This is a genomic window from Streptomyces lasalocidi (assembly GCF_005280215.1).
GTDB lineage: Bacteria > Actinomycetota > Actinomycetes > Streptomycetales > Streptomycetaceae > Streptomyces > Streptomyces longwoodensis.
Genome location: NZ_SZNQ01000001.1, coordinates 3785803 through 3809639 on the forward strand (window position 1 = coordinate 3785803; position 23837 = coordinate 3809639).

Annotated in this window: 25 protein-coding genes and 1 tRNA gene; 17 read left to right on the forward strand and 9 right to left on the reverse strand. The window is 72.6% G+C overall.

The annotated features are described in order from the left end of the window. The first annotated feature begins 15 nt into the window (after positions 1-15). The 3 genes from E4U91_RS16935 to E4U91_RS39595 all read left to right on the forward strand — a co-directional run bounded on the left by E4U91_RS16935 (position 16) and on the right by E4U91_RS39595 (position 1244). Positions 16-672: an HhH-GPD-type base excision DNA repair protein gene (locus tag E4U91_RS16935; RefSeq protein ID WP_137307631.1), complete on the forward strand. Its 657-nt coding sequence runs from the start codon at positions 16-18 to the stop codon at positions 670-672. Between the two features lie 83 nt (positions 673-755). Then, positions 756-1061, forward strand: a complete 306-nt coding sequence (locus E4U91_RS16940) for a hypothetical protein (protein WP_137307632.1) — start codon at positions 756-758, stop codon at positions 1059-1061. 57 nt (positions 1062-1118) lie between these two features. Next, the gene (locus tag E4U91_RS39595; RefSeq protein WP_277755308.1) at positions 1119-1244 is read left to right on the forward strand and encodes a hypothetical protein; all 126 of its coding nucleotides are present in this window, start codon (positions 1119-1121) and stop codon (positions 1242-1244) included. A 95-nt stretch (positions 1245-1339) separates the two neighbouring features. On the opposite strand, the gene E4U91_RS16945 is transcribed toward E4U91_RS39595, so the two are convergent. Beyond that, entirely contained in the window at positions 1340-2968 is a 1629-nt protein-coding gene (locus E4U91_RS16945) for a helicase HerA-like domain-containing protein (protein WP_174867812.1), read from the reverse strand. 153 nt (positions 2969-3121) lie between these two features. On the opposite strand from E4U91_RS16945, the gene E4U91_RS16950 reads away from it, so the two are divergent. Further along, positions 3122-3418, forward strand: a complete 297-nt coding sequence (locus E4U91_RS16950; protein WP_004943146.1) for a type II toxin-antitoxin system VapB family antitoxin — start codon at positions 3122-3124, stop codon at positions 3416-3418. Positions 3419-3544: 126 nt separating this feature from the next. Next, complete coding sequence (locus E4U91_RS16955) at positions 3545-4186, forward strand: LytR C-terminal domain-containing protein (RefSeq protein WP_241678607.1); 642 nt, start codon at positions 3545-3547, stop codon at positions 4184-4186. 477 nt (positions 4187-4663) lie between these two features. On the opposite strand, the gene upp is transcribed toward E4U91_RS16955, so the two are convergent. Continuing rightward, positions 4664-5299 carry a uracil phosphoribosyltransferase gene (gene upp, locus E4U91_RS16960; protein WP_137307633.1) on the reverse strand — a complete coding sequence of 212 codons (636 nt, stop codon included), beginning with the start codon at positions 5297-5299 and terminating at the stop codon, positions 4664-4666. Between the two features lie 173 nt (positions 5300-5472). Between upp and E4U91_RS16965 the strand changes: the two genes are divergently transcribed. From E4U91_RS16965 to E4U91_RS17000, 8 genes are all read left to right on the forward strand, one after another. Next, the gene (locus E4U91_RS16965; RefSeq protein WP_137307634.1) at positions 5473-5712 is read left to right on the forward strand and encodes a hypothetical protein; all 240 of its coding nucleotides are present in this window, start codon (positions 5473-5475) and stop codon (positions 5710-5712) included. Positions 5713-6073: 361 nt separating this feature from the next. Next, positions 6074-6622 (forward strand): tRNA adenosine deaminase-associated protein, encoded by a 549-nt coding sequence (locus E4U91_RS16970; protein WP_137310865.1) that lies wholly within the window; start codon positions 6074-6076, stop codon positions 6620-6622. A gap of 77 nt (positions 6623-6699) precedes the next feature. Beyond that, the gene (gene tadA / locus E4U91_RS16975) at positions 6700-7131 is read left to right on the forward strand and encodes a tRNA adenosine(34) deaminase TadA (RefSeq protein ID WP_241678608.1); all 432 of its coding nucleotides are present in this window, start codon (positions 6700-6702) and stop codon (positions 7129-7131) included. Between the two features lie 54 nt (positions 7132-7185). Continuing rightward, positions 7186-7270, forward strand: a tRNA-Ser gene (locus E4U91_RS16980). Positions 7271-7405: 135 nt separating this feature from the next. Continuing rightward, the gene (locus E4U91_RS16985) at positions 7406-7600 is read left to right on the forward strand and encodes a hypothetical protein (RefSeq protein ID WP_137307635.1); all 195 of its coding nucleotides are present in this window, start codon (positions 7406-7408) and stop codon (positions 7598-7600) included. A gap of 44 nt (positions 7601-7644) precedes the next feature. After that, positions 7645-7938 (forward strand): Dabb family protein, encoded by a 294-nt coding sequence (locus tag E4U91_RS16990; RefSeq protein ID WP_137307636.1) that lies wholly within the window; start codon positions 7645-7647, stop codon positions 7936-7938. A 172-nt stretch (positions 7939-8110) separates the two neighbouring features. Further along, the gene (locus E4U91_RS16995) at positions 8111-8953 is read left to right on the forward strand and encodes an RNA polymerase sigma factor SigF (RefSeq protein WP_137307637.1); all 843 of its coding nucleotides are present in this window, start codon (positions 8111-8113) and stop codon (positions 8951-8953) included. A 303-nt stretch (positions 8954-9256) separates the two neighbouring features. Continuing rightward, entirely contained in the window at positions 9257-10159 is a 903-nt protein-coding gene (locus E4U91_RS17000) for an RNA polymerase sigma factor SigF (RefSeq protein WP_137303558.1), read from the forward strand. Between the two features lie 150 nt (positions 10160-10309). Here E4U91_RS17000 and E4U91_RS17005 read toward each other — a convergent pair whose 3' ends face one another. Next, the gene (locus tag E4U91_RS17005; RefSeq protein WP_137307638.1) at positions 10310-10513 is read right to left on the reverse strand and encodes a hypothetical protein; all 204 of its coding nucleotides are present in this window, start codon (positions 10511-10513) and stop codon (positions 10310-10312) included. 199 nt (positions 10514-10712) lie between these two features. Between E4U91_RS17005 and E4U91_RS17010 the strand changes: the two genes are divergently transcribed. From E4U91_RS17010 to E4U91_RS17025, 4 genes are all read left to right on the forward strand, one after another. Beyond that, positions 10713-11243 (forward strand): MarR family winged helix-turn-helix transcriptional regulator, encoded by a 531-nt coding sequence (locus E4U91_RS17010; protein WP_137307639.1) that lies wholly within the window; start codon positions 10713-10715, stop codon positions 11241-11243. Positions 11244-11331: 88 nt separating this feature from the next. After that, positions 11332-13794: an MFS transporter gene (locus tag E4U91_RS17015; protein WP_137310867.1), complete on the forward strand. Its 2463-nt coding sequence runs from the start codon at positions 11332-11334 to the stop codon at positions 13792-13794. A gap of 145 nt (positions 13795-13939) precedes the next feature. Further along, the gene (locus E4U91_RS17020) at positions 13940-14761 is read left to right on the forward strand and encodes a YceI family protein (RefSeq protein ID WP_137307640.1); all 822 of its coding nucleotides are present in this window, start codon (positions 13940-13942) and stop codon (positions 14759-14761) included. A gap of 63 nt (positions 14762-14824) precedes the next feature. Next, positions 14825-15295 carry a PPOX class F420-dependent oxidoreductase gene (locus E4U91_RS17025; RefSeq protein ID WP_137307641.1) on the forward strand — a complete coding sequence of 157 codons (471 nt, stop codon included), beginning with the start codon at positions 14825-14827 and terminating at the stop codon, positions 15293-15295. 45 nt (positions 15296-15340) lie between these two features. On the opposite strand, the gene E4U91_RS17030 is transcribed toward E4U91_RS17025, so the two are convergent. From E4U91_RS17030 to E4U91_RS17055, 6 genes are all read right to left on the reverse strand, one after another. Continuing rightward, positions 15341-16120 (reverse strand): TetR/AcrR family transcriptional regulator, encoded by a 780-nt coding sequence (locus E4U91_RS17030; RefSeq protein WP_137307642.1) that lies wholly within the window; start codon positions 16118-16120, stop codon positions 15341-15343. Between the two features lie 87 nt (positions 16121-16207). After that, complete coding sequence (locus E4U91_RS17035) at positions 16208-17620, reverse strand: MFS transporter (protein ID WP_137307643.1); 1413 nt, start codon at positions 17618-17620, stop codon at positions 16208-16210. A gap of 105 nt (positions 17621-17725) precedes the next feature. Beyond that, positions 17726-19909, reverse strand: coding sequence for a glycosyltransferase family 39 protein (locus E4U91_RS17040; RefSeq protein ID WP_137307644.1), 2184 nt, complete (start codon positions 19907-19909; stop codon positions 17726-17728). Continuing rightward, positions 19906-21336, reverse strand: coding sequence for a bifunctional glycosyltransferase family 2/GtrA family protein (locus tag E4U91_RS17045; RefSeq protein WP_137307645.1), 1431 nt, complete (start codon positions 21334-21336; stop codon positions 19906-19908). The genes E4U91_RS17040 and E4U91_RS17045 overlap by 4 nt, the downstream gene beginning before the upstream one ends. Positions 21337-21350: 14 nt before the next feature. Then, positions 21351-23051, reverse strand: a complete 1701-nt coding sequence (locus E4U91_RS17050) for a sensor histidine kinase (RefSeq protein WP_137307646.1) — start codon at positions 23049-23051, stop codon at positions 21351-21353. Then, positions 23048-23785: a response regulator transcription factor gene (locus E4U91_RS17055; RefSeq protein ID WP_137307647.1), complete on the reverse strand. Its 738-nt coding sequence runs from the start codon at positions 23783-23785 to the stop codon at positions 23048-23050. Before E4U91_RS17055 ends, E4U91_RS17050 begins: the two co-directional genes overlap by 4 nt. Positions 23786-23837: the final 52 nt, after the last annotated feature.

Below are 23837 nucleotides of genomic sequence, written 5' to 3' on the forward strand. Positions count from 1 at the left end.
GGCGATCATCGGTGCATGGACGTCACCGTGCACCTCGCCCAGGACCCCGAGGCCGACGCGCTCCTCGGGCGCTCCCCGCTCGCCGCGCTGGTCGGGATGCTGCTCGACCAGCAGATCCCGATGGAGTGGGCGTTCAAGGGGCCCCGGACCATCGCCGACCGGCTGGGCGCCGACGACCTGGACGCCCACGAGATCGCCGCGCGCGACCCCGAGTCCTTCGCCGCGCTGCTCTCGGACAAGCCGGCCGTGCACCGCTACCCCGGTTCCATGGCCAAGCGCATCCAGCAGCTGTGCCAGTACCTCGTCGACCACTACGACGGTGACGCCGAGGGCGTCTGGCGGGGCGTGGACGACGGGCGCGAGCTGCTGCGGCGGCTGGAGGAACTGCCCGGGTTCGGCAAGCAGAAGGCCCAGATCTTCCTCGCCCTGCTCGGCAAGCAGCTCGGGGTGACCCCGCGGGGCTGGCGGGAGGCCGCGGGCTCCTACGGCGAACCCCGCTCCCACCGGTCCGTCGCCGACATCACCGGCCCGGAGTCGCTGGCGAAGGTCCGGGCGTTCAAGCAGGAGATGAAGGCGGCGGCCAAGACCGCGAAGGCGACGAAGACCGCGAAGGCGACGACCGCGAAGACCGCGAAGACCGCGAAGACCGCGAAGACCGCGAAGAAGCCGTAGAGCGGCCGGGGCCCTGCGCCGTACGGGCGAATTCGGCGGCCGGGCGGATGGGCGCCGGGCGTGCCGCGGGCAGAGCCCCCTGTGTGAGCACCGCACGACACCGTCCGCGCAGCCGCGTCTGGCTGCGGGTGCTCGTCCTGCTGCTCGCGCTCCTGGTCTCCGGCGGCGAGGCCGCCTGTGCGGCACCGCACGGCACAGTCGTCGCCGAGCACGACGTGACCGCTCCGGCGCCCCGGCTCGCCGCGCACCGTCCCGCCGCGCCCCTGCGGCCGGCGCCCGCGCCGAGTCCGCGGCCGCGGCCCCGGGCCACCGTGCCGACCGGACGCCCCGCCGCCGAACCGCCGTACGCCGCGCCCCGCGTGCTGCGTTCCGTGGTCCTGCGCTGCTGACCGACCTGCCTCCCCCAGCCACCGAGGTCAGTCCGAGACGCAGTCGGAGGAACCGTCATGCCCATCGATCCCTACGCGGTCCTGCGCGCCCTGCTGCGCGCCGAGGCCGCCCGCAGCGCCCCCAGACCGCAGCCGGAGCAGCGGCCCAGGCCCGAGCAGCCCCGCGAGCGAGGGGGCCGCTGAACGACGTCCGGCGGGGGCGGGCGACCGCCTCCGCCGGACGAGGACGGGACGGAACGAGGCGGGGCAGGGCTGGGCTGGGCAGCACGGGGTGGGGCTCAGCGCCTCCGGCGGGCCGTGCCGAACAGCGAGCGGGTGATCTCGCGGCCGAGCTGGGTGCCGACCGACCGGGCCAGGGACTTGAACATGCCGCTGCCCACGACCTGCTCCACGACCGACTGCTCCTCGTGCGCCGCGCGCTGCGACTGCTTCTTCGGCTGCTTCTCCGGTTGCCTCTCCGGTTGTCTCCCCGGCTCCGCCGCCGGTTCGTCCGGCGCCCCGGCCCCCGGGTGGGCCGCCGCGGCCGCCAGCTTCTCGTACGCCGACTCCCTGTCCACAGCCTGTGCATACCGTTCGTACAGCGGCGACGCCTTCACCGCGCCGTCCAGCACCCCCGGATCGACCGGGCCCATCAGGGACTCGGGCGCGCGCAGGCGGGTCGCGGCGACGGGCGTCGGGGCGCCGTTCTCGCTGAGGACGGTGACCACGGCCTCGCCGGTGCCCAGGCCGGTGAGCAGTTCCTCCAGGTCGTACGGGGAGCGGGGGAAGGTCTGCACCGTTGCCCGCAGGGCCTTCTGGTCCTCCGGGGTGAAGGCGCGCAGGGCGTGCTGGACGCGGTTGCCGAGCTGGGCGAGGACGTCGGAGGGGACGTCCTTCGGGGTCTGGGTCACGAAGAAGACGCCGACCCCCTTCGAGCGAATCAGCCGCACGGTCTGCGTCACCGAGTCCAGGAACGCCTTGGAGGCGTCGTGGAACAGCAGGTGCGCCTCGTCGAAGAAGAACACCAGCTTCGGCTTCTCCGCGTCGCCGACCTCGGGCAGGTCGTGGAAGAGGTCGGCCAGCAGCCACATCAGGAACGTCGAGAAGAGCTGCGGCCGGTCCTGGACGGCGGACAGTTCGAGCACCGAGACCACGCCCCGGCCGTCGGACGCCGTGCGCAGCAGTTCGGCCGTGTGGAACTCGGGCTCCCCGAAGAAGCCGGACGTGCCCTGCGCCTCGAAGGCGGTCAGCGTCCGCAGGATCACCCCGGCGGTGGCCGGGGACAGCCCGCCGAGGGCCTTCAGCTCCGGCCGGCCCTCGTCGGAGGCGAGGAAGGCGACGACCGCGCGCAGGTCCTTCAGGTCGTACAGCTCCAGGCCCTTCTGGTCGGCGTAGTGGAAGACCAGGCCGAGGGACTGCTCCTGGGTCTGGTTCAGGCCGAGCACCTTGGAGAGCAGGACCGGGCCGAAGCTGGTGACCGTCGCCCGGACCGGGATGCCGTGGCCGAGGCCGCCGAGGGCGTAGAACTCCGCCGGGAAGGCGCTCGCCGTCCAGTCCTGGCCGACCTCCGCGGACCGGGTGCGGACCCGGTCGCCGGGGGCGCCGGGGGCCGAGATGCCCGACAGGTCGCCCTTCACGTCCGCGAGGAACACCGGCACGCCCTGCGCGGACAGCTGTTCGGCGACGAGCTGCAGCGTCTTGGTCTTGCCGGTGCCGGTGGCGCCCGCGACCAGCCCGTGGCGGTTGAGCATCGGCAGCGGGACGCGGACCTGCGCGTCGGGCAGGCAGCGGCCCTCCCAGAGCAGGGCGCCCAGGTCGAGGGCGGGGCCGGAGAAGGCGTACCCGGCGGAGATCTTCGCGACCGGGTCGGGGCGGGGGGCGGTGGGGGTGTCCGCGGGGGGTCCGGCGCTGGGCTCGGTGGCGTTCATCGGCAGACCCCTCGTTTCCGGATCGTTCGCGTTCCGCAATTCCGGGTTCACTCCCTGGGAGATTCCGGTATGCCCGGGTTCCTGCGGTATTTCCAGCGTCGCACTCGCCCGCCATGGCTGCGCCCGGAAGGTCTGGGCCGGTAGGCTTTCCGTGTGATCTTCAAGCGCATCGGAAACGGCCGGCCGTACCCCGACCACGGCCGGGAAAGCACCCGGCAGTGGGCGGACGTCGCGCCGCGCCCGGTCCGCCTCGATCAGCTGGTGACGACCAAGCAGCAGCTCGACCTGGAAACGCTCCTCGCCGAGGACTCCACGTTCTACGGCGACCTCTTCGCGCACGTCGTGAAGTGGCAGGGCGACCTGTACCTGGAGGACGGACTGCACCGCGCGGTGCGGGCCGCGCTCCAGCAGCGCCAGGTGCTGCACGCGCGCGTGCTCGAACTGGACTGACGGGCCGGCCGGCCGCCCCTTCCCCTGTGCACACGGCGGCTGCCGTGTGGCCCTTTCGGGTTCACCTGAGCGGTGTCGAATGATCATCTAGTAGGCACGGCAGCTCCGTCGCACTACGCTGCGCTCATGAGCATGCTGACTCCCCCCGGGATGGGCGGCCAGTACCGCATCACGGGGGACAAGTACCCGCGGATGCGCCCGCCCCGGCGGCGCGCCAGGATGGCCGGCCTCGTCGTCGTCTGCGGAGCCGTGCTCGGGGTCGCCGGGTGGGGAACGCTGCAGCTCGTCGACGTCTTCACGGGCGGCGGCGGTACGGCCTCGGCGGCCGCGGCGAAGGCGTGTGCGACCACGAAGTCCGGGGCGGTCACCGGTGCCTCGCCCGTGGTGCTGCCCAAGCCGGCGCAGATCACCGTGAACGTCTACAACGCCACGACCCGTGGTGGGCTCGCGAAGACCACGGCCGACGAGCTGAAGAAGCGGGGCTTCAAGGTCGGGCAGGTGGGGAACGCGAGTGCGGCGTTCGACAAGAAGGTGCCGGGGGTGGGGGTGCTGGTGGGGGCCGGGGCCTCGGTGAAGACCTCGTTGCCGGTGGTGGGGGTGCAGGTGCCTGCGGCGGAGCGGCGGGTCGACGCGAAGCGGGTGGATGCGTCGGTGGATCTCGTGATCGGTGACGGGTTCAAGGGGCTGGCGGTTCGGGCGGACGCGGATCGGGGGCTGGCGGCGTTGGCTGCGCCGAAGGCGGTGGCTGTGGGGAAGAAGGGGTGCTGAAGTTTTAGGGCGGGGTGGGGTTGGTGGGGTGCGGGGGGTTGGTGGGTGTGGCGGGGTTGTGGGTTTTGCGCAGTTCCCCGCGCCCCTGGGAGACCCGGTTCGGCGCGCGGCTGTGTGCGGCTGACGCGCCGTCGTGGGATTTGCGCAGTTCCCCGCGCCCCTGACGAACCCGGGTCGGCGCGCCCCTGAGTGCGGCTCACGCGCCGTCGTGGGATTTGCGCAGTTCCCCGCGCCCCTGACGAACCCGGGTCGGCGCGCCCCTGAATGCGGCTCACGCGCCGTCGTGGGATTTGCGCAGTTCCCCGCGCCCCTGAGAAAGCGATCCGCCGCGGTCCCGGAGAACTCGGTCCGGCGCGCCCTCCGGAAGACGTGGTCCGCCGGGGCCCCCAGGGGACCCGGTTCGCCGCGGCCCCGAAAAGCATGGTCCCCGCGGCCCGGGGGTGGGGTGGGTGCGGGGACCTGCGGGGGTGGGAGGGGTTACTCGGCTGCTCCGTACAGGCGGTCGCCCGCGTCTCCCAGGCCCGGGATGATGTAGCCGTGTTCGTTCAAGTGGTCGTCGACGGCTGCCGTGACGACCGTGACCGGGGTGCCGGCCAGTTCGCGTTCCATGATCTCGACGCCCTCGGGGGCGGCGAGGAGCACGACCGCCGTGACGTCGTCGGCGCCGCGCCGGATCAGTTCGCGGATCGCGGCGACCAGGGTGCCGCCCGTGGCCAGCATCGGGTCCAGGACGTACACCTGGCGGCCGGAGAGGTCCTCCGGCATCCGGGTGGCGTACGTGGAGGCCTCCAGCGTCTCCTCGTTGCGGATCATGCCGAGGAAGCCCACCTCGGCGGTCGGCAGCAGCCGGACCATGCCGTCCAGCATGCCCAGGCCCGCCCGCAGGATCGGCACCACCAGGGGGCGCGGGTAGGAGAGCTTGACGCCGGTGGTCCGGGCGACCGGCGTGGCGATGTCGACCTGCTCGGTGCGCACGTCGCGCGTGGCCTCGTAGGCGAGCAGGGTGACCAGCTCGTCGGCGAGACGACGGAAGGTGGCCGAGTCCGTGCGCTGGTCGCGCAGCGTGGTGAGCTTGTGGGCGACCAGGGGGTGGTCGACGACGTGGAGACGCATGGGCACCACAGTAACCGGGCCGACCGGGCCGGTCGTCCGCACGGAGCGCACATCCTGGGCCAGGGCTTCACCGGCCCTCACACGGCCGGGGCATGCATCCCGCCGACCGGGGGAAGGTGGAGGGGACGACGGACCGGGGTGGTCGACCTGGACCGATGCGGGGTGGTGCGCCTATGCCAGAACGAACGGATCGAGCAGGTCGGACGGAGCGGACGGGTCGGACGGAAAGAGCGGTCCGGACGGTCGCGACGGACGCGTCCGCGCGGGAGACCGACGCCGAGCGCCGTCGCCGCCGCGCCCAGTTCCTACGCGAACTCGCCGAGGCCCGCGCCCTGCGTGACCGGGTCCAGCCCCGCCGCGCGAAGGCCGCCCGGCTGCGCCACGCGATGCGGATGCGCACCTTCCGCTGGTAGCCGTACGGCTCCCGTCGGGCGTCCCGACACGAGGTGTCCGCGGGGGGAAGATCACCGACGTGGCGCGCGTTGCGAGGGGTGGGCGTGCGTGGCCGCGGGGCAAAGCCGCGTACGATCCGCACGTGGCGGCAACGAGTGTGCTGGTGGGGTCGCTTGCGCACGTGTCACCCCGGCGCCACCGAGGTGTGCACCCAGCTGCGATCAAAATGCCGGACACAGGGAGCCGAAGACGTCCCCTGAACGCCTTGTTTCTGCCACGATTCCGAGTGGGTGGGGCTCGGAGCCCGAGCTCTCTCCCCGCCCGCAACCTCCGCCGGGGGGACCCCCAACCGGCACGCCTATGACCAGTGGGAGAGTCACGGTGTACTTCGCCGCACTGCTCGCGCGCACCGAAGACGGGTGGGAAGCGAGCGACACAGAGCTGGACGATGTGGAGACCCTGTCGGATCTGGCCGACCTGGCCCGGGAAGCCTCTCCCGACGACGACACGGTGCTCGTGCTGATCGAGCAGGAGGACGCCTGGTTCGGCGTCGTCCGGGTCGACGGCGAGGAGGACCCTCGTATCTACGTCTCCGACGCGGCCGCGGCCGCCCGCAGTTCGTACGGCGAGATCCTGCTCACCGACGAGCTGCTCGGCCGGGAGCCGGGCGAGGACGTCCCCGACCTGGACGCCCTCGACCTCGACGGGACCGAGGACGGCGAGGACGACGACGCGGAGGAGGACGACCCGGACACCGCCGCGGCCGCCGCCTCCACCGAGGGGACCGTGCCGCACGGACCCGTCGGCGACGGCGGCATCCTCGACGACCTCGGCGTCAGCCAGAAGGACCTGCGGTCGCTGTCGCAGGACGCCGTCAACGAGATCGCCGAGGCCCTGGGCGCCTCGGAGGTACTGGAGACCGTCCGCTGACCGCACCCGAACAGTGGGGCCGGCCCCCCGGGACCCCCGGGGCCGCCGACCCGGTACGCGACCGCTGGCGGGCCGCGATGCGACTCGCCCTGGACGAGGCCGAACTGGCCGTCCGGGGCGGGGACGTTCCCGTCGGCGCCGTCGTGCTGTCCCCCGACGGGGAGAGCGTCCTCGCCGTCGGCCACAACGAACGCGAGGCCGTGGGCGACCCCACGGCGCACGCCGAGGTGCTCGCCGTCCGGCGGGCCGCCGCGCGGCTCGGTGAGTGGCGGCTGACCGGCTGCACCCTCGTGGTGACCCTGGAGCCGTGCACGATGTGCGCGGGCGCGATCGTGCAGTCCCGGGTGGACCGGGTGGTCTACGGCGCCCGCGACGACAAGGCGGGCGCGGCCGGCTCCCTCTGGGACGTCGTCCGCGACCGGCGGCTCAACCACCGCCCGGAGGTGATCGAGGGCGTCCTCGCGGACGACTGCGCCCGGCTGCTCACCGACTTCTTCCGGGACCGCTGAGCGGCCGACGTATCGATTTCCGACCCGGTCCCGGCGTGCTGTAAGGTCTCCCTCGGTAGCGTGTCCGAGCGGCCGAAGGAGCTCGCCTCGAAAGCGAGTGTGGCGCAAGTCACCGAGGGTTCAAATCCCTCCGCTACCGCAGAGAGACGAAGGGCTCGGTCCACTGGACCGGGCCCTTCGCCCGTTTTCCACCGCCCCCCGCCGTGCCTGTGGTCATACAAAACGATCTGCGGGTTACACTCGCGCCCGGCAACAGGGCCCGAGGGGCACATCGGTGGCAGGGGAGGCCGCGGTGGCGGTGAACGCCAAGAAGATCGCCGTCTACGTACTCGTGGTCTTCGTGCTGTACGTGATCATCACGGACCCGGCCAAGGCCGCGGACTACGTCCAGATAGGGTTCGAGGGCATATCGGACGCCGCCAAGGCCGTCGGGGAGTTCTTCACCTGGCTCGCCGACGGGGCCAAGTAGCGCGCGTCCCCGAGCACCGCACGGGAACCACGCTGGGAGCGCCCATGATCCGCCACCTGGTCCTCTTCAAGCTCAACGAGGGCGTCCACCGCGACGACCCCCGGGTCGCGGCCGGTGAGGCCGCCTTCCGGGCGCTGGGCGGGCAGATCGAGGAGCTGCGCCACTGGGAGCTGGGCTGGAACACCAGCGACCGGCCGATCGCGTACGACTTCGCCATCAACTCGGCGGTGGACGACGAGGCCGCGCTGAAGCGGTACTTGGAGCACCCCGCGCACCAGGCGGGCGTCGCCCTGTGGCGGGAGTTCGCCACCTGGGTGGTCGCCGACTACCCGTTCTGAGAGCTGCGGCACCACGAGCCCCCCGCCGGTCGGCGGGGGGCTTTTCTGCGCCCGGAAGGCTCAACTTCTCCATCAACACGGTGTTATGGGGTGCTTGCACACAGTGCACATGTCTTGTGATGCTATGACCGCTTTTGACGGATGATTGACCGATGAAGAGGTGGCGTTGACCATGTCGGCCAGTACTGCGCCGCCCCAGGAGAAGACGGGGGAAGAGGCACCCGCCCCCGCCACGGACGTCCCGGAGAAGCGGCGCGGCGCCGACACCAGGGCCCTCACCCAGGTGCTCTTCGCCCAGCTGAAGGACCTCACCCCCGGCACGCCGGAGCACACCCGGGTGCGCGGGGCGCTCATCGAGGCGAACCTGCCGCTCGTGCGCTACGCCGCCGCCCGCTTCCGCTCCCGCAACGAGCCGATGGAGGACGTCGTCCAGGTCGGCACCATCGGTCTGATCAACGCCATCGACCGCTTCGACCCCGACCGGGGCGTGCAGTTCCCGACCTTCGCCATGCCGACCGTCGTCGGCGAGATCAAGCGGTACTTCCGCGACAACGTGCGCACCGTCCACGTACCGCGCCGGCTCCACGAGCTGTGGGTGCAGGTCAACAGCGCCACCGAGGACCTCACCACCGCCCACGGGCGCACCCCGACCACCGCCGAGATCGCCGAGCGGCTGCGCATCAGCGAGGAGGAGGTGCTGTCCTGCATCGAGGCCGGGCGGTCGTACCACGCGACCTCGCTGGAGGCCGCCCAGGAGGGCGACGGGCTGCCCGGCCTGCTGGACCGCCTCGGCTACGAGGACCCGGCGCTGGACGGCGTGGAGCACCGCGACCTGGTCCGCCACCTGCTGGTCCAGCTTCCGGAACGCGAACAGCGAATCCTGCTGCTGCGCTACTACAGCAACCTGACCCAGTCGCAGATCAGCGCCGAGCTCGGGGTCTCGCAGATGCACGTCTCGCGCCTCCTGGCGCGCAGCTTCCAGCGGTTGCGCTCGGCCAACCGGATCGACGCGTAGGCGTACGGGAGTTCGGGGCGTACGTCGGGGGGACCGCCGTACGCGTGAGCGAGGGATCCCCTGGGAGGGCGAATCGCTCCACGGCCCGGATCAAGGCGACTTGGGGCTGAAAAACCGTCACACCCCCACTTTCCAGGGCTGATTCATGACTACGATGTCGACATGTCACTACAGCGCGTTGCCGACATGTGACATTCTGCCGGAAGAGCGTTTGCCGGAGCTCGGGCTCCGGTATTCAGGTGAAGGCCGCGTTCCTCCCCGGGAGCGTCCGCCACGACCGTCCCGCGACCCAAAGGGGGTGGCATGTCCGCAGATCAGGGCAGCTCGAAGGTGCTCACGCTCGACAAGAGCGAGACCGCGCCCGCCGTGCCCGTCGAGACCGACGTGCTCGACGACGTCACGGCCCTCGAGGCCGCGCCGGCCCCGGCCCTCCCGGCCTCGGAGGCCATCGACACCCGCACCCTGTCCCGCTCCCTGTTCCTGCGGCTGGCCGCGCTCGACGAGGACAGCCCCGAGCGCGCCTACGTCCGGGACACGCTCATCGAGCTCAACCTCCCCCTCGTCCGCTACGCCGCCGCGCGCTTCCGCTCGCGCAACGAGCCGATGGAGGACATCGTCCAGGTCGGCACGATCGGCCTGATCAAGGCGATCGACCGTTTCGACTGCGAACGGGGCGTGGAGTTCCCGACCTTCGCGATGCCGACGGTCGTGGGCGAGATCAAGCGGTTCTTCCGGGACACGTCCTGGTCGGTGCGCGTGCCGCGCCGCCTCCAGGAGCTGCGCCTGGCCCTCACCAAGGCCAGCGACGAGCTGTCGCAGAAGCTGGACCGCTCCCCGACGGTGACGGAGCTGGCGGCCGTCCTCGGCGTCTCCGAGGAGGACGTGGTCGACGGGCTGGCCGTGGGCAACGCCTACACCGCCTCCTCCCTCGACTCCCCCGCCCCGGAGGACGACGGCGGCGAGGGCTCCCTGGCCGACCGGCTGGGCTACGAGGACACCGCGCTGGAGGGCGTGGAGTACCGCGAGTCCCTCAAGCCCCTGCTGGCCAAGCTGCCGCCCCGCGAGCGCCGCATCATCATGCTGCGCTTCTTCGCCAACATGACGCAGTCGCAGATCGGCGAGGAGGTGGGCATCTCGCAGATGCACGTCTCCCGCTTGCTGACGCGCACGCTGGCGCAGCTGCGGGACGGGCTGATCAGCGACTGAGGCACCCCGCCTGCGCACCTGGCGACCGCCGCGCCCCGGCTCCGAGGAGCCGTAGGGGTGCGGCGGTCGCCGTCGGTGCGTCCGTCGGTGCGTCCGTCGGCGGTGACGTGCTCCCGCGGTTGCCTGATGCAGCGGTTCTTCAGCGGTTCCCTACTTCAGCGCCAGCCAGGCGACCGCGGCCACGACGACCACGGCCGCCACGATGCCGATGATCAGTCCGAGGCGCGGGCCGGAGCCGGACGGCGCCGCGGCCTGGCGGGACGGCTGCGGGGTGCCCTCGTCGACGAACGCGCGGAACATCTGGGTGCTGCCGGCGGGGTCGTGATTGCCCTGGGGGCCCTGGGTGTTAGCCATGGCCCGAGACCCTAGCGAAAGCGGGTGCGGCGGCCCAAGTGGGGGTCGGCCCACGGCCGTCGGGGGCGACCCGCACCAGCGCGTTTACTCCCGCAATACTTGCCTTTGCCAACTTTTTGCGGCCGAGGAGTCCTCTTTATTTGCCTGTAGCAACCAAGCGCCCCTATGGTTGCCCTAAGCAACGAATCGGGAGGGTGAGATGGCCGGCGAGGCGCGGTACGAGGAGCTGATGCGTCAGTTCAGCGCCTTCGGGGCCGTGAAGAGGGAGCTGGGACGGATCCTGCCGTCCGACTGCCCCAGCGGTTCCACGGCCGTGCTGACGCTGCTCGGCCGCCACGGCGACATGCGCATGAGCAAGCTCGCCGAGCTGCTGGTCGTCGACATGTCGGTGACCAGCCGCCACGTGGCCCACCTCGCCGAGCGCGGCTGGATCGAGCGCTCCCCGGACCCGGCGGACAAGCGCTCGCGCATCGTGCGCCTGACCCCGGCCGGCTGGAGCCAGATCGACGAGCTGTCCCGGCGCACCACCCGGCTCCTGGAGGAGCGGCTGGGCGACTGGACCGACGACGAGGTCGACCAGCTCACCCGGCTGATGCAGCGGCTGCGGTCCAGTTTCGACGACTGCCGTACGACCGCGCACCGGCCGCCGCAGCCGCCCGCCGGGCCCCCGGCACCGCCGCCGGCCCCTCCCGCACTCGACCAGACCACCCGTACACCCGCGAACACGTAAGAAAAGGAAGCCCATGGCAACGACCACACCAGCCGGTGTGCGGGCCCATGCCAAGCACGGGGGAGGCTCCTCCGGCGGCCACGCTCCGATGAGCCACCGGCAGATCATGGAGGCGCTCTCCGGGCTGCTGCTCGGAATGTTCGTGGCGATCCTGTCGTCCACGATCGTCTCCAACGCGCTGCCCGAGATCATCGGCGACCTGGGCGGCGGCCAGTCCGCCTACACCTGGGTCGTCACGGCCGCCCTGCTGTCGATGACCGCGGCCACTCCCCTGTGGGGCAAGCTCGCCGACCTGTACAGCAAGAAGGCGCTCGTCCAGATAGCGCTCGTCATCTACGTCGTCGCCTCGATGGCGGCCGGCCTCTCGCAGAACCCCGGCATGCTGATCGTCTGCCGCGTGGTGCAGGGCATCGGCGTCGGCGGTCTGTCCGCGCTCGCCCAGATCGTGATGGCCGCGATGATCTCCCCGCGCGAGCGGGGCCGTTACTCCGGCTACCTGGGTGCCACGTTCGCCGTCGCGACCGTCGGCGGCCCGCTGCTCGGCGGCGTCATCACCGACACCTCCTGGCTGGGCTGGCGCTGGTGCTTCTACGTCGGCGTCCCGTTCGCCGTCATCGCGCTGATCGTGCTGCAGAAGACCCTGCACCTGCCGGTCGTCAAGCGTGAGGTGAAGGTCGACTGGGGCGGCGCGACGCTGATCTCCGCCGCGGTCTCGCTGCTGCTGATCTGGGTCACCTTCGCCGGTGACAAGTACGACTGGCTGTCGTGGCAGACGTACACGATGGTCGCCGGGTCCCTGGTGCTGGGCGCGCTGTTCGTGCTCGTCGAGGCCAGGGCCGCCGAGCCGATCATCCCGCTGCGCCTGTTCCGCAACCGCACCATCACGCTCGCCTCGCTCGCCTCGCTGTTCGTCGGCATCGCGATGTTCAGCGGCACGGTGTTCTTCAGCCAGTACTTCCAGCTGGCCCGGGACAAGTCCCCGACGATGTCGGGCGTCATGACCATCCCGATGATCGGCGGCCTGTTCATCTCCTCGACGGTCTCCGGCCAGTTCATCACCCGCACCGGCCGCTGGAAGGCCTGGCTGGTCAGCGGTGGTGTCCTGGTGACGGCCGGACTGCTGCTGCTCGGCGGCATCCGGTACGACACGGACTACTGGAAGATGGCGCTGTTCATGGCGCTGCTGGGCCTCGGCATCGGCATGATGATGCAGAACCTGGTGCTCTGCACGCAGAACCAGGTGGAGCCGAGCGACCTCGGCTCGGCCAGCTCCACGGTCACCTTCTTCCGCTCCCTCGGTGGCGCGATGGGCGTGTCCGCCCTGGGCGCGGTGATGTCCCACAAGATCACCGACTACGTCAAGGACGGCCTGGCCACGATCGACCCGAAGTACGCGGCCGGCATGGCGCAGTCCGGGTCGACCGACACCATCCCGGACATGGACAAGCTGCCCGCGCCGCTGCGCACGGTCATGGAGAGCGCCTACGGGCACGGCATCGCCGACGTCTTCCTGATCGCCGGCTTCCTCGCCGCGGTCGCCTTCCTGGTCACGCTGTTCATCAAGGAGGTGCCGCTGCGCACCAAGGGCGCCCTGGCCCAGGCCGCGGACGGTGACGCCCCGGCCGTGGACCCGGCCGCCGCTCCCACCGTGGCCGAGGCCCAGCAGGTGCCGGCCGCCGTCGGTGCCCCCGTGGCCTCCGACAGCGCCGCCGCCACCGCCGGTGCGGCCACCGCGCCGCAGCCCGTGGCCGCCGTCGCCCCGGTGACCGGCTCCACGGACACCCCCGCCGGGGGCGTCCCGGTCCGGGGCTTCGTGCGCGGCGCCGAGAGCGCGCCCGTGCCGCACGCCGCGGTCACCCTGATCTCGCTGGCCGGGCGCCAGCTCGGCCGGGCCGTCGCCCAGGCCGACGGCGCCTACGCGCTGGACGCGCCCGGCTCGGGGTCGTACGTCCTGATCGCCTCCGCCGACGGCTTCCAGCCGCAGGCCTCGACGATCCTGGTCCACGGCGAACCGCTCGCCTACGACATCCTGCTCAGCGGCACCAGCGGGCTGATCGGTGTCGTGCGGGCCGCCGTGTCCGGCGAGGGCGTCAAGGACGCGATGGTGATCGTCACCGATGTGCGCGGCGATCTGCTGGCCACCGGAACCACCGGTGAGCACGGCGAGTTCTCCTTCACGGAGCTGGTGCCGGGTGCCGTGACCGTCGCGGTCAACGCCGCCGGGTTCCGGCCGCGGGCGCTGCCCGTCGAGATCGGCGCCACCGGCGTGACCCGCACGGAGGTCCTCCTCGACGCGGGTTCCCGGGTGCAGGGTGTCGTGCGCGCGCCGCACGGCCCGCTGGCCGACGCGCGGGTGACGCTCGTGGACGCCGCGGGCAACGTGGTCGGCTCGGCCACGACCGGCGCCGACGGGGCGTACGCCTTCACGGACCTCGACGGCGGCGAGTACACGGTCATCGCGACCGGTTACCCGCCGGCGGCCACGGCCCTGACCCTGTCGGGCACCGGTGTCGACGACCACGACATCGAGCTCGCCCACCCCGGCGAGTAGTCCGGCCCCGGCCCGTGACGGGGGACGCGACCGGCTTCCGGCGCGCCCCCGCCACGGGCCGTTCCACGTTTCCAGGTTCTGACCCGTCGTCACGCTGCGTCGGGAAGCTCAGTTGTCGAAGCTCTGCAAGGGGAGAGAAAACGGGATGGGACTGACCGCGAGGATCCGTACCCGGGACGGATGGGCCGTGTCGCACGCGGTCGTCACGGTGACCGACATGACCGGCACGCAGGTGGTGCGCGCCGAGGCCGACGACGAGGGCGCCGTACGGGACGCGACCGCGCTGGCGCCCGGGGCGTACACGGTGATCGTCACGGCCGTCGGGTACGCGCCCGTGGCCTCCAGCGCGATCGTCACCGCGAGCGGGCGGGCCGAGATCGGCACGGTGACCCTGGCCCGGCAGGGCGGGACCGAGCTGCCGCCGCCCGGCCCCTGGACGGTCGACCCGGCGCACTCCACGGTCGGCGCGGTCGCCCAGCACCTGGGCATCTCCAGCGTGCGGGGCCGGTTCACGGACTTCTCCGCGGCGCTGGAGATCGCCCCGGACGAGGTGACCAAATCGCGGGTGGAGGCGGTGATCCGGGCGGCCTCGATCGACACCGGCAACGCGATGCGCGACCAGCACCTGCGGTCGGCCGACTTCCTGGACACCGAGCGGTTCCCGGAGATCGTCTACCGCTCGACCGGCGTGACCGAGGCGGGCCCGGACCGCTGGACCGTGCACGGCGAGCTGGCCATGCGCGGCATCGTCCGGCCCGTCGACCTGGACCTGGCCTACCTGGGCACCGGCGCCGACCCGTGGGGCGGCACTCGCGCCGCGTTCCGGGCGACGGCCGAGCTGCACCGCGACGACTTCGCGATGAACTACAACCAGGTCGTCCAGGCCGGCATCGCCGCCATCGGCACCACGCTCAAGGTCGAGCTGGACGTCCAGGCGGTGCAGGGCGAGTCCCTGCCCCAGGCGTAGGCACCCGGGCGTAGGCACAGCAGGGTCAGCCACGGGGCGGGGTTCCGCCCCTAGGCTGCCGTCATGGCACCGAACATCGCGACGAACACGACCGTCTCCCGGGACGAGCTGCTGGACTTCGTGCGGCCCCGGCACCGGGCCCTGCTGCTCACCCGCCGGGCCGACGGCAGCCCCCAGGCCTCGCCACTGACCTGCGGGGTGGACGACTCCGGCCGGATCGTGGTCTCGACCTACCCGGAGCGCGCCAAGACCCGTAACGCCCGGCGGGACCCGCGGGTCAGCCTCGTCGTCCTCAGCGACGAGTGGAACGGCCCGTGGGTCCAGGTCGACGGCACGGCCGAGGTGATCGACTCCCCCGACTCCGTCGAGCCGCTCGTGGAGTACTACCGCAACATCGCCGGGGAGCACCCGGACTGGGACGAGTACCGCGCGGCGATGGTCAAGCAGGGCAAGTCGATCATCCGGGTCACGCCGGAGCGCTGGGGACCGGTGGCGACGGGCGGCTTCCCGGCGCGGCTGGCGCCGGAGGACTGAGCGGCGGGCCGGGCGCCGGACGCCCCGGGAGCGGGCCCTTCGCCCTCACGCGTCCGGCGCGGGCCCCGAGCGCTCCACCATCGCCTCGATGCCCGCGACCAGCAGGTCCAGGGCGAAGGTGAAGTCGCGGTCGAGCATCTCGTCGACCGTGGCGCCGCCCCGCGCGTCCATGATGTCGCGGGTCTCCTCGATGACGGCGGCCGTGTCGGGGGTCCCGCCCACCGAGGCCATCATCTGGGCGTGGTACTCGTCGGGGGTCACCCCCGCCTCGGCGACCCGGGACATGAAGTGGCCCTGGATCGTGCCGTAGCCGTACACGAACTGGAAGACGGCCGAGATGGCGCCGGTGATGCCGTGCACGGGCAGGCCGGCGCGGCGCACGACCTGGTGGATCGCACGGGAGAACGCGAGCGAGTTGGGGCCGATGTTGAGGTAGCGCCCGATCAGCGGCGGCACCCAGGGGTGGCGGACCAGCAGCGCCCGGTACTCGCGGGCGAGCGCGCGCAGCAGGTCGCGCCAGTCGGCGGCCCCGTCGTCCGGGCCGGGCAGCGCCGGTTCCCCGAACACCTCGTCGAGGGCGAGCTCCAGCAGTTCGTCCTTGGTGTCGACGTACCAGTACACGGACATCGCGGTGACGTTGAGGTCGGCGGCGAGCCGCCGCATGGAGAACCGGTCCAGCCCCTCGGCGTCGAGAAGCCGTACGGTCGCCGCGGTGATCCGGTCCCGGTCGAGCCCCGAAGGCTGCCCGCCGCCCCGGCCGCGCCGCGTCCCGCCGCCCAGCCAGACACTGCTGCGCGCGGCCTGTTCGCCTGCCCTGGCGGCCATGCGGCACCTCCTGGTCTCCCACCGACGGGCCCCCGACGGGCCCACCCTACGGGGCGGGAGGAGCCGCACGACCAGCGGCGACGCGCACTACGACGGGACGGCCGTCGTCTCCTCCCGCGCTGATTCTGCTCTTCCCGCCCGGCGCAGCAAGACCGCCGCCAGCACGCCGCCCGCGAACACGGCCACCGCGCCGACCGCCTGCCCGGTGCCCAGGGCCGAGGAGAGCCCCGCCCCGGACGCCAGCCGCGCGCTGAGCACCGCGCCGAGGACCGCCACGCCGAGCCCGTTGCCGAACTCGGCGAGCATGCCGTTGACGCCCGCGCCCACCCCGGCCCTGTCCGGCGGGATGGTGCTCATGATCGCGTGGGCCATCGCCGGTCCGGCCAGCGCGGTGCCGGTGCCGATGAGCAGCAGCCCGAGCAGCGTGACGGCGTACCCGTCAAAGGCCACGGCGATGGAGACGAGGCCCGCCGCCACCGCCGTCATGCCGGTCAGGATCGCCACCGGTCCGCCGAGCTTCGCCGTGGCCCTGGCCGCCAGCCCCGTGAAGTTCAGGGCGACGACGGTCAGCGCGAGCGGCGCGGTGCGCAGGCCGGCCTCCAGGGGGCCGTAGCGCAGGACGAGTTGGAGGTGCTGGGTGAGGAGGAACAGGGCGCCGCCCATGCCGAAGGTGACCAGCACCGCGCCGGCGACCGCCCCCGTGAACCGGCGGTCCCGGAACAGGGCGAGGTCGAGCATCGGGTACGGGACCCTGCTCTCCCACCGGGCGAACAGCGCGAGGACGCCCACCGCCACAACCCCGCTGACCAGCACCCGCGCGGACGTCCAGCCGTGCGTGGGACCGGAGATGACCGTGAAGACCAGCGAGGCCATGCCCACCGTCGACAGCAGCGCGCCGGGCAGGTCGGGGCGGTCGCCCTGCGGGTTCTTCGACTCGGGCACCAGCGCGACCACCGCGACGAGGGCGAGGGCCGCGACCGGCAGGTTGACCAGGAAGATCGAGCCCCACCAGAAGTGGTTCAGCAGGAAGCCCCCGATCAGCGGGCCCGTCGCGAAGCCCAGCGAGTTCACCGCGGCCCACACGCCGATGGCCTTGGGCTGTTCCTCCGGCGCGAAGATCTGCATGACCACGGCCAGGGTGGTGGTGAGCAGCAGTGCCCCGCCGACGCCCATCCCGGCGCGCGCGGCGATGAGCTGCCCGGTGGTGCCCGCGCAGCCGGCGACCACCGAGCCGACGCCGAACAGGGCGAGCCCCGCGATCAGCATCTTCTTGCGGCCGTAACGGTCGGCGGCGCTGCCCGCGGTGAGCAGCAGGCCCGACTGGACCAGCGAGTAGGCGTTGATCATCCACTGGATGTCGGAGGTGGAGGCGCCCAGTTCCCGGGTGAGGGAGGGGATCGCGACGTTCAGGACGGTGTTGTCGAGCAGCACGGTGAGCTGCGCGAGGCAGATGACGCCGAGGATCAGCCAGCGCTGGGGATGGCTCGGGACGGGAGGCATGCTGTACACCGTAGAAGAGTTCTCGTACGGTGTACAAGCGGGATGCGGGAAGAGGCGGTGCCCGTCGGGACACCGCCTCCTCCCGTGCTGTGCTGTGCCGGGCCGTCAGCCGCTCGCCTCCTGCGTGAGGTCGTAGAAGGTGGCCGAGCCGACCGTCACCTTCTTGAACGTGGCCTCGATCCAGGAGGTGATCTGCGACGACGTGCCGTTCGCAGCGCCGCCCGGTCCACCGCCCATGGAGCCGCCCGCGATGAAGTAGTGGATCCTCCCGTCCGCCACGTACTGCTTGAACTGCGCCAACGTCGGGGACGGGTCGGTGCCGTTGAAGCCGCCGATCGCCATGACCGGTTCGCCGGTGGCGAGTTGGTAGCTCGCGGCGTTCTGGGAGCCGATGGCCGCGGCGGCCCAGGTGTAGCGGCCGGCGTCCGTCTCCAGCAGCTTCTCGGCCTGGGCGGTGACGGACGCGCCGTTCAGCAGTCCGCCTACGCCCCCGCCGCCGCCCGCGCCTTCGCCGGTCGGGCCGCCGCCCTGCCGGGTCTGCCCGCCGCCCTGGCCGGGCAGGGTGCCGCCGAAGCCGCCCGTGCCACCGCCGGGGAAGCCCTGGCCCTGCTGGTTCTGGCCCTGCTGGCCGCCCTGTTGGCCCTGCTGGTTCTGGCCCGGCGTGCCGCCCCCGCCGAAGCCGCCGCGACCGCCGCCGGGACGGCCGCCGCCCATCATCGAGGCGCCCGCCGGGCCGGCCGTGACGATGGACCCGGTGTGACCCTGCTGGACGGTGCTCAGGGTGTACGCCGTCGGGCCGGCCAGTGCGGCCACCAGGCCGAGTGAGGCCGCCGCGAGGGCGAGCCGCCGGGTGAGCCGGCCCGCGAAGACCAGGCCGAGCGCGGCGGTGAGGCCGCCGACCAGGACGAGCCACCTCAGCCAGGGCAGGTAGTCGGGGGTGCGGTGGAGGAGGACGTAGCCCCAGGTGGCCGCCGCGACCGCCGCGGCCGCCAGGGTGAGCGACGCCCAGAGCTCCCGGCGCCTCTCCCACAGCAGGTCGGCGCCCATGCCGGTCACGGCCGCCAGGTAGGGGGCGAGGGCGACCGTGTAGTACTGGTGGAAGATGCCCGCCATGTAGCTGAAGACGACCGCGGTCATCAGCAGCGAGCCGCCCCAGATGAGGAACGAGCCGCGGGTGACGGACGTGCGGCGGGCCCGGCGCGTGGCCACCAGGCCGGCGGCCAGCAGGATCAGCGCGGCCGGCAGCAGCCAGGAGATCTGGCCGCCGATCTCGGAGTTGACCATCCGGTCCCAGCCGGTCTCGCCCCACTGCCCGGTGCTGCCCGCGCCCCCGCCGCCCCCGCCGACGCTGCCCGTCTCGTCGCCGCTGAGCCGGCCGAGGCCGTTGTAGCCGAAGGTCAGCTCCAGGAAGGAGTTGTTCTGCGAGCCGCCGATGTACGGGCGCGAGGACGCCGGCCACAGTTCCACGACCGCCACCCACCAGCCGCCGGAGACCGCCAACGCGGCTGTTGCAAGGGCCAGTTGGCCGAGGCGCTTCTTCAGCGTGACCGGTGCGCAGACCGCGTACACGAGGGCCAGCGGCGGCAGGACCAGGAACGCCTGGAGGGTCTTGGCGAGGAACGCGAAGCCGATCGCCGCGCCCGCCCACACCAGCCACCTGGTCCGGCCGTCCTCCAGCGCGCGGACGACGAGGTAGCAGGCCACGGCCATCAGCAGGGCGAGCATCGCGTCCGGGTTGTTGAACCGGAACATCAGCGCCGCCACGGGCGTCAGCGCCAGCACCGCGCCCGCGATCAGGCCGGAGGTGGGGCTGAACCGGCGGCGTACGGCGGCGTAGACCACGGCGACCGTGCCGACGCCCATCAGCACCTCGGGGACGAGGATCGCCCAGGAGTTCAGGCCGAAGATCCGCACCGACAGCTGCATCGGCCACAGCGAGGCCGGCGGCTTGTCGACGGTGATGGCGTTGCCCGCGTCCAGCGAGCCGAAGAAGAACGCCTTCCAGCTCTTCGAGCCGGCCTGGACGGCCGCGGAGTAGAAGGAGTTGGCGTAGCCGGAGGCGCTGAGGTCGTACAGGTAGAGCAGCAGCGTCGCGAGGAGCAGGGCGAGGAAGGCCGGGCGGGCCCAGCGCGGGTCCTCGGGGCGGCCCCGCCACAGCCTCCGGACGAACGGCTGCCGCGGCTCACCGGACTCGGGACCGGCCGGGGGAGGAGGGGTGGACGGTGTCCGGGTCGCCGGAGGGGCCGATGCGGGCGGGCCCCAGTGGGTGCGGTCGTAGTCGGTGGTCATCGGGTCTCCCCCGGGTCGGTGTCGTAGGGGCGGACCGGGCCGGGGCGCCGGGTGACGTCCGGCGGCCAGGTGCCGTCCGCGGCTCCACCGGCGCGGAACGGGGAGGTCGGGGGCATGGAGGGATTCGGGGCGTGGGTGCCGCCGGTGGGGGCGGGGCCGCCGGGCGCCGTGGGCTCGGGGTGGCCGCCGTCGCGGTCGGAGAAGACCCAGATGCGGAAGAGCAGGAAGCGCAGGACGGTCGCGGCGAGGTTGGCGGCGACCAGGACGGCCAGTTCGGTCGAGTGCGCGGGGTGGGCGTTGGCGGCGTTCAGGGCGACCAGTGAGCCGCTGGTCAGCGCGAGGCCGATGCCGAAGACGACCAGACCCTGCGCCTGGTGCCGGACGGCCCCGCCCGGGCCGCGCACGCCGAAGGTGAGCCGGCGGTTGGCGGCGGTGTTGGCGACCGCGGAGATCAGCAGGGCGAGCGCGTTGGCGACCTGGGAGCCGGTGAAGAGCCGGAAGCCGCTGTAGAGCAGCAGGTAGAAGAGGGTCGACAGACCCCCGACGACGCAGAAGCCGACGAGCTGACGGGCCAGTCCCTTGGGTACGTCCATGATCTCGCGGTCGCGGGGGTCGTCCCCGAACGGCCTGGTCAGCCGGTCCAGTGGCAGCGAACCGGTGGCCAGCGCCTTCCCGACGCGCCACACCCCCTTCAGGTCCTCGGTCGCCGTCCGCACGATGTGCACGGTGGAGTCCGGGTCGTCGACCCAGTCGACCGGCACCTCGTGGATACGGCAGCCGGCCCGCTCGGCGAGCACCAGCATCTCAGTGTCGAAGAACCAGCCCGTGTCTTCCACCAGCGGGAGCAGGACTTGTGCGACGTCCCGGCGGATCGCCTTGAAGCCGCACTGCGCGTCCGAGAAGCGGGCCTGCAGCGAGCCGCGCAGGATCAGGTTGTAGGAGCGGGAGATGAACTCGCGCTTGGGGCCGCGCACCACCCGCGCGCTGCGGGCGAGCCGGGAGCCGATCGCCAGGTCGGAGTGGCCGGAGATCAGCGGTGCCACCAGCGGCAGCAGGGCGTTGAGGTCGGTGGACAGGTCCACGTCCATGTAGGCGAGGATCGGGGCGTCGGAGGTCGACCAGACGGTGCGCAGCGCGCGGCCGCGGCCCTTCTGCTCCAGCCGGAGCGTCCGGACCCCGGTGATCCGCGCCTCCAGCCGGCGGGCCACCTCGGGGGTGGCGTCCGTCGACGCGTTGTCCGCGATGGTGATGCGGAACGGGTACGGGAAGGTGCGCTCGAGGTGCTCGTGCAGGCGGAGCACGCACGGCTGGAGGTCCCTCTCCTCGTTGTGGACGGGGATCACTACGTCCAGGACAGGCGTACCGGCTGGTCCGGCCGGGAGGTGCTCCCGCGCCGGCAGGGTGCCGGGAGAAGAGTCGGTTCGCATACCGACGACTCTCGTCAGGAGCCCTGTCGCACCCATGTGGCGGCACTGTGCTGTGCCTGTGAGTCGTGGTTCCGCCCGGTTCCGTGCGCGGGGCGGGGCGCCGCGGGCGAGACACCCCCGAGGGCGGGCAGGTGGACCGTGAACACGGTCCGGCCCGGCACGCTGTCGACGGTCACCGCACCGTCGTGCGCGGCCGCCACGGCCTGCACGATGGCGAGGCCGAGGCCGGTCGAGCCGGTGGCGCGCGAGCGCGCGGAGTCGCCGCGCGCGAACCGTTCGAAGACGCGCGGGAGCAGCTCCGGCGGGATGCCCTGGCCGTCGTCCTCGACGTCCACGCACAGCCACGGGCCGCCGCGCCGCACGCGCGCGGTGACGGTCGTGCCGGGCGGCGTGTGGGTGCGGGCGTTGGCGAGGAGGTTGACCAGCACCTGTTGCAGGCGGGCCGCGTCGGCGGAGACGAGCGCCGGTTCCTCGGGCAGCTCCAGGCGCCAGACGTGGTCGCGGCCGGCCGCGCGGGCGTCGCTGACGGTGTCGACGACCAGCGGGACGAGGTCGGTCTGCCCGAACTGCAGCGGGCGGCCCGCGTCGAGCCGAGCGAGCAGCAGCAGGTCCTCCACGAGCAGCGTCATCCGGCCCGCCTCGGACTCGATGCGGCCCAGGGCGTGCCGGGTGTCGGGGCCGACCTGCTCGCGGCCGCGCCGGGTCAGCTCGGCGTAGCCGCGGATGGAGGCGAGGGGGGTGCGCAGCTCGTGACTGGCGTCGGCGACGAACTGGCGCACCCGCGTCTCGCTGCGCTGGCGGGCGTGCAGGGCGCCGTGGACGTGGTCGAGCATGCGGTTGAGCGCGGCGCCGACCTGGCCGACCTCGGTGTGCGGGTCGCACTCGGCCTCGGGGACGCGCTCGCTGAGGTTCACCTCTCCGGTGTGCAGCGGGAGTTCGGAGACCCGGGTGGCGGTGTGGGCGACCCGGCGCAGGGGGCGGGTGGCGACGCTGACGATCACCGTGCCGGCGAGGGAGGCGGCGATCAGCCCGGCCGCGGTGACGCTGATCTCGACGAGGACCAGCGTGCGGAGGGTGGTGTCGGCGTCCGACGTCGGGATGGCGACGTAGTAGGCGTAGGTGCCGTTGGTCGTGTACTTGACGCGGTAGTCGCCGAGTCCGGGCAGGTCCACGGTGTGCACGGCGCCGTCCTGGGAGACGGAGTTGAGCACCTCGACCTGCGCCTCGCCGAGTGCCTTGGCGGTCATCGCGAAGTTGCCGCTGCCCGTGGACTTCCCGCGCCGGGAGTCGGTGACGGTGCCGTTGCGGACCTTGGCGGCGATCGTGCCGTCCGGCACCGGGCCGTGGGTGACGAAGGAGGTGAGGTCGGTCTCCGCGGGGAGCTTGCCCAGGGGGCTCTGCTGCCGGCGCGGCACGGTGGCGTCGCCGGTGCCGGTGTCGGTGCTGTTGTCGGTGCCGGTGCCGGTGCCGGTGCTGGGCTGGTCCAGCGGGCCGAAGTCGCGGGGTGCCACGCGGGCGGCCACCTCCAGCAGGCGACCGTCGAGCTGCTGGTAGAGGTGGGAGCGCAGGGCGAGGGTGGTGACGGAGCCGATCACCGTGCAGACGACGGCGATCAGCACCACAGACGCGACGACGAGCCGGGTCCGCAGGGTGCGCGGCCGGCCGGCCCGGCGCCTCCGCGGCTGCTGTGCACGCGGCCGTCGCCGCCCGCTCATGCGGCGGGCTTGATCAGGTAACCGGCCCCGCGCCGGGTGTGGATCATCGGCTCGCGTCCGGCGTCGATCTTCCGGCGGAGGTACGAGATGTAGAGCTCGACCACGTTGGCCTGGCCGCCGAAGTCGTAGGACCACACCCGGTCGAGGATCTGCGCCTTGCTGAGCACGCGCCGCGGGTTGCGCATCAGGAAGCGCAGCAGCTCGAACTCGGTGGCGGTCAGGTGGATGGAGTCGCCGCCCCGGTAGACCTCGTGGCTGTCCTCGTCGAGGGTGAGGTCGCCGACCACGAGCACGGAGTCGGAGCGGCGGTCGGCGGCACCCGAGCGCCGGATCAGGCCGCGCAGCCGGGCAACGACCTCCTCCAGGCTGAACGGCTTGGTGACGTAGTCGTCGCCGCCCGCGGTGAGACCGGCGATCCGGTCCTCGACGGCGTCCTTGGCCGTCAGGAACAGCACGGGCACGTCGGGCAGCTCACGGCGGAGCCGGCCGAGGACGGCGAGGCCGTCCATGTCCGGCAGCATCATGTCCAGGACGACGGCGTCCGGCCGGAACTCCCGCGCCGTCTGGAGGGCGCCCTGCCCGTCCCCGGCGCTGCGGATCTGCCAGCCCTCGTAGCGCAGGGCCATGGACAGGAGCTCGGTGATCGACAGCTCGTCGTCCACCACCAGCACGCGGACGGGGCTCCCGTCCGGCCTCAGCAGTTCGGTGCGCCCCTGGGGCGAGGTCGTGGTCATGGTGACACCTTGTCGGGGCCCTCTGAGAACACGCTTTCGCTCGTCTGTGATT